Origin of the sequence: Marinobacter sp. DS40M6 (assembly GCF_028581595.1) — a bacterium.
GTDB classification, from domain to species: Bacteria; Pseudomonadota; Gammaproteobacteria; order Pseudomonadales; family Oleiphilaceae; genus Marinobacter; species Marinobacter salarius.
In genome coordinates this window covers 1-11,913 of sequence record NZ_JAFCAE010000004.1, presented here as the reverse complement: position 1 = coordinate 11,913, position 11,913 = coordinate 1, and the positions used below count along the sequence as shown (strand labels likewise).

Genomic DNA, 11,913 nt, shown 5'->3' with positions numbered 1-11,913 from the left:
ATGGCAATCCGACAGTTTCTCGATGGTATCGAGCATCATTTCGAAAAAGGTGGCAAGTACGAGCGCTGGTATGCGCTTTACGAAGCGGTGGATACGATTTTCTATTCACCGGCTAGCGTGACATCCACAACCTCTCATGTGCGTGATGGTATCGACCTTAAGCGCATCATGATTACGGTATGGCTGTGTACCTTCCCCGCTATGTTCTTCGGTATGTGGAACATTGGCTTCCAGGCCAACAGCTTCCTGGCTGAGAATCCAGACGCGCTGATGGGTGACGGTGGTCTGCGTACTGCCTTTATCAGTGCCCTGGCCGGCAATAATGCCGCCAGCATCTGGGACAACTTTGTCTACGGCATGGCGTACTTCGTACCCATTTACTTCGTCACCTTCGTGGTGGGCGGTTTCTGGGAAGTGCTATTTGCCACGGTACGTCGTCACGAAGTGAACGAAGGCTTCTTCGTGACATCCGTGCTGTTCGCGTTGATATGCCCGCCAACCATTCCGCTGTGGCAGGTTGCCCTTGGTATCACCTTCGGTGTGGTCATTGGCAAGGAAGTGTTTGGCGGCACCGGCAAGAACTTCCTGAACCCGGCCCTCACCGGTCGTGCGTTCCTGTATTTTGCCTATCCGGCCCAGATTTCCGGTGACACGGTATGGACGGCCGTCGACGGTTTCAGTGGCGCGACCGCGCTGAGCTGGGCTGCCAGTGGTGGCCTGGAAGCACTGGAAACCCAGATTGGCTGGATGTCAGCCTTTATGGGTTCGATTCAGGGCTCTATGGGTGAGACCTCAACGCTGGCGGTGTTGATCGGCGGCATTATCCTGCTGGTGATGAAAATCGCGTCCTATCGCATCGTCGGTGGCGTGTTGATCGGTATGATTGCCATGTCGCTGCTGCTGAACGTGATTGGCTCGGATACCAACCCAATGTTTGACGTGCCGGCACACTGGCATCTGGTGATGGGTGGCTTTGCCTTTGGCATGATGTTCATGGCGACCGATCCGGTGTCGGCGGCGATGACCAACACGGGTCGCTGGTGCTTCGGTATCCTGGTCGGCGTGATGACCGTACTGATTCGCGTGATCAACCCGGCATTCCCGGAAGGCATCATGCTGGCAATTCTGTTTGCCAACCTCTTTGCACCGCTGATGGACCATTATGTGGTTCAGGCCAACATCAAACGGAGGCTTGCCCGTGGCTAAAGCTAAAGAAACTGTCTCCAGAACACTGATGGTTGCTCTGGTGCTGAGCGTTGCGTTTTCTGTCGTGGTATCGACAGCGGCGGTAATGCTTCGACCGGCGCAGATCCAGAACCAGAACCTGGACATTCGTTCCAACATCCTGGCGGCCGCCGGAATGCTGAAAGAGGGCGCAACGGCTGAAGAGATTGAGGAGACCTTCTCTCGCTTCGACGTTCGGTTGGTTGACCTCGAGTCTGGTGATTACGTTGATCCCGGGGCCGTTGGCGTGAAGGAGCCGATGAAGTACGACATGTACAAGGCGGCTTCTGATCCGTCCATGTCGGTCAATATTCCTGCATCGGAAGACAAGGCCGGCATCAAGCGCCGTCCGAACGTTGCCAAGATCTACACCCTGAGTGAAAACGGTGAACTGGTCAGGGTAGTCCTTCCGATCCATGGCTACGGTCTGTGGTCCACCCTTTACGGGTTCGTATCGCTTGAGGGCGATGCCAACACCATTGAGGGCCTGGGCTTCTATGACCACGCTGAAACTCCGGGGCTTGGTGGCGAGGTGGATAACCCCCGCTGGAAAAGCCAATGGGTCGGCAAGGAAGTGTACGGCGATGAGTTGGAAGAGCCGCAGATTCGCCTGGTCAAGGGTGGCGTGGGCGCCGGTGCATCCGACAAGGAGCACAAGGTGGATGCCCTGTCCGGTGCGACCCTGACGAGCCGAGGTGTTGAGCAGTTGGTCAACTACTGGATGGGTGACCGGGGCTTCGCTCCGTACCTGAAAAAACTTCGTGAAGGGGAGGTCTGATCATGGCAGACGCTTCAGCCAAACAGGTTCTCTTCGAGCCGATATTCAGTAACAACCCTATTGCCTTGCAGATTCTCGGTATCTGCTCGGCACTGGCGGTGACCACCAGCATGAACGTAACTCTGGTTATGTGCATGGCGGTTATCGCGGTAACGGCCTTCTCTAACCTGGCCGTGTCGCTGGTTCGCACGCAGATTCCCGGTAGTATCCGGATTATCGTGCAAATGACCATTATCGCCTCCCTGGTTATCGTTGTTGATCAGGTCCTCAAGGCGTATGCCTACGAAATCAGTAAGCAGCTGTCGGTATTCGTTGGTTTGATCATCACCAACTGTATCGTCATGGGCCGTGCTGAGGGTTTCGCCATGAAGAACGGCCCCTGGCTGAGCTTCCTGGATGGCGTTGGTAACGGCATGGGCTATTCCGTTCTGCTTATTTTCGTGGCGTTCTTCCGGGAGCTGCTGGGCGCGGGATCGCTGTTCGGCGTGTCTCTGATGCCGGTCGTCAACGAGGGTGGTTGGTACATTCCCAACGGTCTGTTGCTGCTGCCGCCGAGTGCGTTCTTTATCATCGGCCTGGCGATCTGGGGTCTGCGTACCTGGAAGCCTGAGCAGGTAGAAGAAGCGGACTTCAAAATGTCCCGCCACACCGTTAAGGAGGCCTTCTGATGGAGCATTATATCAGCCTGATCCTGAAGGCCATTTTTGTTGAAAACATGGCGTTGGCCTTCTTCCTGGGGATGTGTACCTTCCTGGCGATCTCCAAGAAGATTGAGGCGGCCGCTGGCCTCGGTATTGCCGTTGTCGTGGTACTGACGATCACGGTGCCGGTGAACAACCTGCTCTACAACACTATCCTCAGGGAAGGTGCGTTGGACTGGGCGGGTCTACCGAATGTTGACCTGAGCTTTTTGGGCCTTATTACGTACATTGGTGTCATTGCGGCACTTATCCAGATCATGGAGATGGTTCTGGACAAGTATATGCCGGCTTTGTATGCCGCTCTTGGGGTGTTTTTGCCGCTGATTACCGTGAACTGCGCCATCCTGGGTGCATCACTGTTCATGGTCGAGCGGGACTACACCTTCAGTGAAAGCGTGGTTTACGGATTTGGTGCCGGTGTCGGCTGGGCGTTGGCCATACTCGCATTGGCCGGTATCCGCGAAAAGCTCAAATACAGCGATGTTCCCGAAGGGCTACGAGGCCTGGGTATCACCTTCATTACGGTTGGTTTGATGTCCCTCGGTTTTATGTCGTTCTCAGGTATTTCACTGTAATCAACCCGGTGATTCGGTTTAACGAAAAGGCGAGACCATGAATACAGAAATTATTCTCGGCGTGGTCATGTTCACCGTTATCGTGCTGGCCCTTGTCGCGGTCATTCTCGCGGCACGGTCCAGACTCGTAAGCACCGGTGATGTGACCATTGAAGTCAACGACGACCCAGAGCATACGCTGACAACGGAAGCCGGCGGCAAGTTGCTCGGAACCCTGGCCGGAAGTGGCATCTTCCTGTCCTCCGCCTGTGGCGGCGGCGGTACTTGCGCCCAGTGTAAGTGCAAGGTCCTGGAGGGTGGCGGTGCCATGTTGCCCACCGAAAAGACCCACTTCACCAATCGCGAGGAAAAGGAAGGCTGGCGCCTGTCCTGTCAGGTTCCGGTGAAGCAGGACATGAAAGTGGAAGTGCCAGAGGAGTTCTTTGGCGTCAAGAAGTGGGAATGTGAGGTTATCTCCAACCATAACGTGGCCACGTTCATCAAGGAACTGGTACTGAAGCTTCCCGAAGGTGAAGAAGTCGACTTCCGTGCCGGTGGTTACGTGCAGCTTGAGTGCCCCCCCTACGAAATCCCGTTCAAGGATTTCAAGATTGAGGAGGAGTTCCATGAAGATTGGGACAAGCACGATATCTGGCGTTACAAGGCCATCAACAAGGAGGAGACCATTCGCGCCTACTCCATGGCCAACTACCCGGAAGAGAAGGGTGTTCTCAAGTTCAACATCCGTATTGCCACGCCGCCTCCGGGCACGGATCATCCGCCTGGCATCATGTCATCCTACGTCTTCAACCTGAAGGCCGGTGACAAGGTGACGGTTATGGGGCCATTCGGTGAGTTCTTCGCCAAGAAGACCGAAGCTGAAATGGTGTTCATCGGCGGCGGTGCCGGTATGGCGCCCATGCGGTCCCATATCTTTGATCAGCTCAAGCGCCTGGAGTCCAAGCGTAAGATCAGTTTCTGGTACGGCGCACGAAGCGTCCGGGAGATGTTCTACGTCGAGGATTTCGACCAGCTGTCGGAAGAAAACGACAACTTCGAGTGGCATGTGGCGCTATCAGACCCGCAGCCAACCGATAACTGGGAAGGCGAGACCGGCTTCATCCATAACGTGCTCTATGAAAAATACCTGAAGGAGCACCCGGCTCCGGAGGACTGCGAGTACTATATGTGTGGGCCCCCAATCATGAACGCCTCGTGCATCAAGATGCTCAAGGATCTGGGTGTTGAGGACGAAAACATCATGCTGGATGACTTCGGGGGTTAATTAGCTCACATGACATTCAGCATGTTCCGACCCGTCAGGGTGGTTGCGGCCGGCGCCTTACTGGTGCTGGCCCTGGCCGCGCTGGCGGGTTGTTCGTTTGAGGAAGAGGAAAAAGTCTGGGAAATCGCCGGGCCGGTGTTTGGTACGCGTTATCATATCAACGTCGTATTGACGGACAATCCGGAGCGGCTGGAGAATCTGGCGCAAGGCATTGAAAAGGTTCTGGAAGGCGTGGACGCGTCGATGTCCACATGGCGTGAAGATTCCGAGCTTTCGCGCTTTAACCGTCTGGATGATCAGTCTGAGTGGGTGGAGATCTCAACGCCGCTCTACGAAGTGCTTGCAACAGCTGATCAGGTTTCCGAACTGACCGGTGGCGCTTTCGATGTCACCATTGGCCCGGTGGTCAATCTGTGGGGTTTTGGGCCGGATGCCCGTCCGGAGACGATCCCCAGCGACGATGAGCTCGCGGCCAGGATGGCAGCCACCGGTTACGGTAAACTGGACCTTCAGGCGGATCCTCCGGCACTGAGAGCGAGTCCCAATCAATACATCGATCTGTCAGCCATTGCCAAGGGCTACGGCGTGGACGCGGTGGCCCGTTACCTGAAAGATGAAGGTATCGCCGCGTATCTTGTCGAAATAGGTGGCGAAGTTCAGGCTCATGGGCATAAGCCGGATGGTGAAGCATGGCGCCTGGCCATTGAGCAGCCGGTGTCGGAAATGCGTGAAATCAACCGTGTGGTTGCCCTTGACCGACATGCAATGGCAACCTCGGGTGACTATCGTAACTACTACGAATCGGATGGCCGCCGGTTTTCGCATACAATAGACCCGAAAGACGGTCGACCGATTAGCCATACATTGGCATCGGTAACGGTCATTTCGGATGACTGCATGACGGCAGATGCCCTCGCCACGGCCTTTAATGTGATGGGGCATGATCGGGCAAAGGCGCTTGCCACGCGTGAGAACATAGCTGCGTATTTTATTGTGCGGGGTGACAACGGGTTTGAAACGGATTACACGCCTGCGTTTTCCTCGTTCCTGACACATTGACGGAGAGACCTTATGGGTACTTTTCTGCTGGTCCTGATGATTGTCGTGCTGCTGGTTGCAGCGATGTCCGTCGGGGTAATTTTCGGCCGCAAGCCGATCAGTGGCACTTGCGGTGGCATTGGTGCCATGGGTATCAGCAAGTCCTGTGATATCTGTGGCGGCAACACCCAGAAGTGTGAAGAAGAAAACGAACGTCTTGCCAACGACGGCAAGTCCGCGGAGGCACTGACGTATGACGCCTCCCGCTCAGACGACCGCTGATCCGGCGTCCACCAACCTATAAAAATTCCGGGAGCTTCTGAAAAGCGCCTGCGCCCTGCCAGTGCGTGCCTGCAGGGTCTTTTCAGAGGCTCCCTCACGACGTAGATAAGGAGTCACTGCAGAATGGCAGAACATCATTACGACGTCGTCGTTATCGGCGCAGGCCCTTCGGGAGAAGGTGCAGCGATGAATGCGACGAAACACGGCAAGCGTGTCGCAATCATCGAAGATAAACCCACGGTTGGCGGTAACTGCACCCACTGGGGCACTATTCCTTCCAAAGCGTTGCGTCACTCGGTCAAGCAGATCATCACCTTTAATACCAACCAGATGTTCCGTGATATCGGCGAGCCACGCTGGTTTTCTTTTCCCCGTGTTTTGCAGAATGCACAGAAGGTGATCGGCAAGCAGGTCAAGTTGAGAACCCAGTTCTATGCACGGAACCGCGTGGATCTGATTAACGGCCGTGCCAGTTTTATCGATAGCAACCGGCTCGAGATACGGGGTAATAAATCCCATGAAGTCCTGCATTTCAAGCAGGCCATTATTGCAACGGGCTCTCGTCCGTACCTTCCGCCGGATGTAGACTTCCGTCACCATCGCATCTACAACTCAGATACCATTCTGAATCTGTCCCACACGCCCCGCACGCTGATTATTTATGGAGCGGGCGTCATTGGTTCGGAATACGCCTCGATTTTCGCCGGCCTGGGTGTGAAGGTGGACCTGATCAACCCGGGAAGCCGCTTGCTCACGTTCCTGGACGATGAGATTTCGGATGCTCTGAGTTATCACCTGCGCAATAACGGTGTGCTGGTTCGACACAACGAGGAGTATGAATCGGTCGATGGTGATGATCACGGGGTCGTGCTGTCGCTGAAGTCCGGCAAGAAAATCCGTGCGGATGCGTTTCTCTGGTGCAATGGCCGTAGCGGCAACACCGAAAAGCTGGGCCTGGACAACATCGGTCTGACGCCCAACGGCCGTGGACAGTTGGCGGTTGACGACCATTATCGGACTGAAGTGGAGAATGTCTACGCAGCCGGTGATGTGATTGGCTGGCCAAGCCTCGCCAGCGCCGCCTACGATCAGGGGCGCTCTGCATCCTCCGACATCGTGAAGGACGACTATTTCCGGCTGGTATCGGATGTGCCGACGGGTATCTATACCCTGCCGGAGATCAGCTCGGTGGGTAAAACCGAGCGGGAACTAACCGAAGCCAAGGTTCCCTACGAAGTGGGGCAGGCGTTCTTCAAGGACCTGGCGCGGGCCCAGATCACCGGGGACCCGGTGGGCATGCTCAAGATCCTGTTTCACCGCGAATCCCGTCAACTGCTGGGGATTCACTGTTTTGGCGACCAGGCCGCAGAAATCGTTCACATCGGCCAGGCCATCATGAATCAGGAAGGCGAGGCCAACTCCCTGAACTATTTCATCAATACGACCTTTAACTACCCGACCATGGCTGAGGCTTATCGGGTAGCGGCGCTCAACGGTCTCAATCGGATTTTCTAGCTGCTGATTGCGGGCCGAGTGCTGTCCGTGCTTTCCGCGCTCTCCTGGGGCGTTGGAAGGTGGAGAGCTGCTTTCGCGCGGTTGTCGAAGAACATCCGCGTGCTTGTCGGATAGTCGGTGATGATGCTATCGACGCCCTTGGCTTCAAGCTGAACCATGTCGTGAATGCGGTTTACCGTCCAGGTGGATACGTGCATGCCGCGCCTGTGGGCATCGTCAACGATGGCACTGGTGCAGATACGCCAGCCGATACAGAGAAAATCGCAGTGCAAACGGGCTGCGGTATTGACCGGTCTCGGAAACTTCCGGTCCGTTACGAGTCCGATCCGCACCTTGCGGTCCCGGCGGCGGGCTTCCTGCAGGAACCAGCTGTCGGAGGAGGTAATGACCACCCGCTTGTAAAGATCGCGACGTTGAATGATTTCTGTCAGGCGATTGCACAGAATATTCAGTCGGTGACGGTTGTCTTTCTTTACCTCCAGTTGCAGGTGCTCGAACTCCGGGAATTCGTTGAGCAACGCCTCCAGAGTGGGAATGCCTGCTTTCCGCGGCCAGGCTGTGGTGTTGCGCCGGGCGTCCATGTCTGCCAGTTCGGATGCCGTGTAGTTGGCAACGTTGCCTTCCTGTCCGGTTGTGCGATCAACGGTCAGGTCGTGAATGACCATTGGCATACCATCTTTTGATAGAACCAGGTCAAGCTCAAAGTGCCGAACCCCGTGGCGGTAGGCGTGGGTAAAACCGGCCAGGGTATTTTCGGGGGCTTCCCCCTTAGCGCCCCTGTGTCCATACACGATCATTCTGCAGAAGATTCCTTCAGACGGTTATAGATTTGCTGGCGTTGCTTCCAGGTGTCGTGGCACAGCTGAATGTCTTCCAGATACGCCGGTAGTTCCCGCATCAGCAGGGCCTGAGGGCCATCCACCAAGGCTTTCTCCGGCTTCGGGTGGAAGTCCACCAGTACCATGTTGGCGCCCGCTATCACGCCCTGTGCGGTTGCGTGCATGACATCCAGGACGCCGTCGGGTGCGCGTTCGCGGCTGCCGACTGAGTGGGATGGGTCAACGCATACCGGCATGCGGGTAAGACGCTTTACCGCCGGGACATGGGCGAAGTCCACCATGTTGCGGTGGGGTTGCCCAGCTTCGGTCTTCATACCACGCAGGCAGAAAATCACATTGGCGTTGCCTTCGCTGGCCAGGTATTCGGCCGCGTTCAAAGATTCATTCAGGGTGATGCCGAAGCCGCGTTTAAGCAGCACCGGGTAAGTGCTCTGGCGGCCAATGGCTTTGAGCAACTCAAAGTTTTGCGTGTTGCGCGTGCCTACCTGCAGCATGACACCGGTAGGGCGCCCCAGTTGCTCCAGGCAATGGTCGATCTCTTCAATGTGGCTCTCGTGGGTGATCTCCATGGCAATCACCTTGATGCCATGTTTGCCGGCTTTCTCAAACACCCAGGGCAGGCAACCCTTGCCGTGGCCCTGAAAGGAATACGGGTTGGTCCGGGGCTTGTAGGCGCCCATGCGGGTGCAAACCTGGCCATTGTCCTCAAGGGCCTGCATCATCTGCTCCACGTGCTCTGGCACGTCGACGGCGCACAGGCCGGCGAAAATGTTCAGGTTGGACTGGTCGAAGGTCACGCCGTTATAGGTAAAGCCACTCTGGCGCTTGTCGTCCTTGTGCCGCCCCAGAATCCGGTAGTCGTCGGAGATGCGTATCGCGCGCTCCACGGCAGGCAGGGCCTCGATCTCGTCCTTGTCCAGGGATTTGGTGTCGCCCAACAGGTACACCTCTGTCAGACGCTGCTTGGCACCCTGGACTTCATGCACCCTGACCGATACCCCTGGCAGGTTCTCCAGAAAATGCATGGTTTGGCGATAGGCTTCACTGTCCAGCGCGGTATCCGGGTGGAGAATGGCTAACATACTTGCTCCTTGAGGTTCAGTCAGCGCCTTCAGCACGATGGCGGGCCTGCATGAACTCCCTGTGGTTAAGATGCAGCAGATCCGACATGCGGCGAATAAGGTGTTCCTCGTACTTGTCAATTCGGCCGTCAGCAAATGCAACCCGCCAGATGCTTTCAAGAAGTGCCTGTTTTTCTTCCTGACTCAACTGCTCGTTGATAAGGCCGGTAAACTCATAAAGGGAAGTGGCGTCGTCTGCCTGGTTGAGCGCATCCTGAAGGATCTCTTCGGCTTCGTCACGGGTGACCTGGTGCGCTTCAACCGCAAAGTTGACAATCGTCTTCAGTTCTTCGTCATCCTGATCGTTGTCGACCCTGGACAGCTGCACCATCAGCGCCGTGGCGGCCACCGCAAGCTGGTGGCTGTCAGGTTGTGTCGGTTCATCTTCGGGCGAGCCAAACAGGCTTTTCAGGCGCTCAATCATGGTGTCAGGAATCTCCTCCCGGTGGTGGCTGGCGTCAGGCGGCCTGGGACAGCCGGCGGACGCGGTTTTCAAGCTCTATCTGGTCATTGGTAAAACGACGTATGCCATCGGCCAGTTTTTCCGTGGCCATGGCATCTTCATTGGACTCCCAGCGGAACAGGCGCTCATCAATGTCGCCTGGCCTGTCTGAGCTCTTTGCGCCCTCTGCCGACAACTGGCGTGTCAGCGCGCCGGAGTCGTTCTCCAGCTCCTGAAGCAGGGCCGGACTGATGGTCAGGCGGTCACAACCAGCCAGCATTTCGATTTCGCCGGTGTTGCGGAAACTGGCCCCCATCACCACCGTCTTGTAGCCATTGGCCTTGTAGTAGTTGTAGATGCGGGTTACCGACTGGACCCCGGGGTCTTCTGCCGCCGGGAAGGCATCACGCCCCGTGGCAGCCAGATGCCAGTCCAGGATACGGCCCACGAACGGCGAGATCAGGAAGGCGCCGGCATCGGCGCAGGCAGCGGCCTGGATATAAGAGAACAGCAGGGTGAGGTTGCAGTGTATACCCTCTTTCTCCAGCTGTTCAGCGGCGCGAATGCCTTCCCAGGTGGACGCAATCTTGATCAGCACCCGGCTGGTATCCATGCCGAGGTGGTCATACAGCTCGACCAGGCGACGTGCGCGGGTGAGGGTGGCATCGGTATCGAAGGACAACCGGGCATCCACTTCGGTTGAAACCACGCCAGGTATGCGCCCGAGAATCTGCTTGCCTGCGAGTACGGCCAGTATGTCAGTCGCGTAGGTCAGCTGCTCCGCATCGGAACCGCCGTGTTTGCGGGCGGCTGCCACGGCTTCGTCCAGCATCGGGCGGTAGGCCTCGGATGCCGCGGCCTTGAGAAGAAGCGACGGATTGGTGGTGGCGTCTTCCGGCTTCCACTGGGCAATGGCCTCCAGGTCCCCGGTGTCTGCAACCACCGTGGTCATGGCTTTCAGTTGTTCGAGCTTGCTGGTCATTCGTCCTGTCATCCTGATCGATTTGTTATTGATCGCCCGTTTGGCGGGCACTTTGGGTCATACGCCTACAATAACGGGCCGCTCTGACAGGAACAAGGCAGTATTAAGGTAACAAGGTGCTCAGGCTGGCACTACCGTGGCCTCGGCAGGCTCGGGAACTTTCGCCATGGCCCGTTCGATGACTTCAATGCCGGACCCGGGCTTGTGGGCGTTCTCACTGATGTAGCGCCGGAACTGGCGACCCCCGGGCTGCCCGTGGAACAGGCCCATCAGGTGACGAGAGATGTGACTGAGGTAAACGCCACGGTCCAGTTCACTCTGAATGAATGGTAATACAGCTCGTAATGCTTCGTGCCGTGAAGAAATCGGCATGGGCTGCCCGAAAAACTCGGTATCCACGCCAGCCAGCAGCCAGGGGTTATGGTAGGCCTCGCGCCCCAGCATGACGCCGTCGGTATGTTCGAGGTGCTCCCGGCATTCGGCAAAGGTCTTGATACCACCGTTAATGATGATCTCAAGATGCGGGTAGCGGGCTTTAAGGCGATAAACCCAGTCGTATTTCAGCGGGGGTATGTCCCGGTTCTCTTTTGGGCTTAGACCTTCGAGAACGGCAATCCGGGCATGCACGATAAAGGTACGACAACCGGCCTGGGATACCTTCTCGATAAACTCACAAAGGTCATCCCAGGATTCACGGCCATCAATCCCGATACGGTGTTTGACGGTTACCGGCAGGCTGGTGGCGGCGATCATTGCCTGCACGCCCTCAGCCACTTTATCGGGGTGTGCCATCAGGCAGGCACCGATCATGTTGTTCTGTACCCGGTCGCTGGGGCAGCCCACGTTCAGGTTTACTTCATCAAACCCGTACTGTTCAGCCAGTTTGGCGCAATGGGCCAGTTCCTGCGGATTGCTGCCACCCAGTTGCAGCGCCAGCGGGTATTCCGTCGGGTCGTGCCGCAGAAATCGAGCGGTATCACCGTGGATCAGTGCGCCGGTCGTGACCATTTCGGTGTAGAGCAGGGTGTGCCGGCTGAGTTGGCGCGCCAGATAGCGATAATGGCTGGTGGTCCAGTCCATCATCGGGGCCACAGAGAACGTTCTATCCAATACTTTCATGTACTTACCTGCATTTCTGGTGCTCTGACGTTC

General features: G+C 56.7%; 13 protein-coding genes. 8 read left to right on the top strand and 5 right to left on the bottom strand.

All coding sequences use genetic code 11. The features are described from left to right. The 8 genes from JJO78_RS10820 (at position 1) to sthA (ending at position 7,377) form a co-directional block, all read left to right on the top strand. Positions 1-1,206 (top strand): NADH:ubiquinone reductase (Na(+)-transporting) subunit B, encoded by a 1,206-nt coding sequence (locus JJO78_RS10820; protein WP_036204961.1) that lies wholly within the window; start codon positions 1-3, stop codon positions 1,204-1,206. After that, positions 1,199-2,002: a Na(+)-translocating NADH-quinone reductase subunit C gene (locus JJO78_RS10815; protein ID WP_036204962.1), complete on the top strand. Its 804-nt coding sequence runs from the start codon at positions 1,199-1,201 to the stop codon at positions 2,000-2,002. The genes JJO78_RS10820 and JJO78_RS10815 overlap by 8 nt, the downstream gene beginning before the upstream one ends. Before the next feature lie 2 nt (positions 2,003-2,004). Beyond that, the gene (locus JJO78_RS10810; protein WP_007153910.1) at positions 2,005-2,670 is read left to right on the top strand and encodes an NADH:ubiquinone reductase (Na(+)-transporting) subunit D; all 666 of its coding nucleotides are present in this window, start codon (positions 2,005-2,007) and stop codon (positions 2,668-2,670) included. Next, positions 2,670-3,278 (top strand): NADH:ubiquinone reductase (Na(+)-transporting) subunit E, encoded by a 609-nt coding sequence (gene nqrE / locus JJO78_RS10805; RefSeq protein ID WP_007153909.1) that lies wholly within the window; start codon positions 2,670-2,672, stop codon positions 3,276-3,278. The genes JJO78_RS10810 and nqrE overlap by 1 nt, the downstream gene beginning before the upstream one ends. Positions 3,279-3,315: 37 nt before the next feature. Further along, a complete protein-coding gene (nqrF, locus tag JJO78_RS10800; protein ID WP_036204964.1) occupies positions 3,316-4,542 on the top strand; it encodes an NADH:ubiquinone reductase (Na(+)-transporting) subunit F in 1,227 nt (408 codons plus the stop codon). Positions 4,543-4,551: 9 nt separating this feature from the next. Further along, entirely contained in the window at positions 4,552-5,601 is a 1,050-nt protein-coding gene (locus tag JJO78_RS10795; protein WP_036204966.1) for an FAD:protein FMN transferase, read from the top strand. 12 nt (positions 5,602-5,613) lie between these two features. After that, positions 5,614-5,862 (top strand): (Na+)-NQR maturation NqrM, encoded by a 249-nt coding sequence (gene nqrM, locus JJO78_RS10790; RefSeq protein WP_036204968.1) that lies wholly within the window; start codon positions 5,614-5,616, stop codon positions 5,860-5,862. Between the two features lie 123 nt (positions 5,863-5,985). Then, entirely contained in the window at positions 5,986-7,377 is a 1,392-nt protein-coding gene (sthA, locus tag JJO78_RS10785; RefSeq protein ID WP_036204970.1) for a Si-specific NAD(P)(+) transhydrogenase, read from the top strand. Here the strand turns inward: sthA and JJO78_RS10780 are convergent. The 5 genes from JJO78_RS10780 to dusA form a co-directional block, all read right to left on the bottom strand. Next, positions 7,374-8,174: a glycerophosphodiester phosphodiesterase gene (locus JJO78_RS10780; protein ID WP_127401618.1), complete on the bottom strand. Its 801-nt coding sequence runs from the start codon at positions 8,172-8,174 to the stop codon at positions 7,374-7,376. The two genes, sthA and JJO78_RS10780, sit on opposite strands and share 4 nt — an antisense overlap. Then, positions 8,171-9,298: a 3-deoxy-7-phosphoheptulonate synthase gene (locus tag JJO78_RS10775; RefSeq protein ID WP_127401616.1), complete on the bottom strand. Its 1,128-nt coding sequence runs from the start codon at positions 9,296-9,298 to the stop codon at positions 8,171-8,173. Before JJO78_RS10775 ends, JJO78_RS10780 begins: the two co-directional genes overlap by 4 nt. Positions 9,299-9,314: 16 nt before the next feature. Then, a complete protein-coding gene (locus tag JJO78_RS10770; RefSeq protein ID WP_041333737.1) occupies positions 9,315-9,761 on the bottom strand; it encodes a tellurite resistance TerB family protein in 447 nt (148 codons plus the stop codon). A 34-nt stretch (positions 9,762-9,795) separates the two neighbouring features. Further along, positions 9,796-10,761, bottom strand: a complete 966-nt coding sequence (gene tal / locus JJO78_RS10765; protein ID WP_075194765.1) for a transaldolase — start codon at positions 10,759-10,761, stop codon at positions 9,796-9,798. 120 nt (positions 10,762-10,881) lie between these two features. After that, entirely contained in the window at positions 10,882-11,880 is a 999-nt protein-coding gene (gene dusA, locus JJO78_RS10760) for a tRNA dihydrouridine(20/20a) synthase DusA (protein WP_273623901.1), read from the bottom strand. Positions 11,881-11,913: the final 33 nt, after the last annotated feature.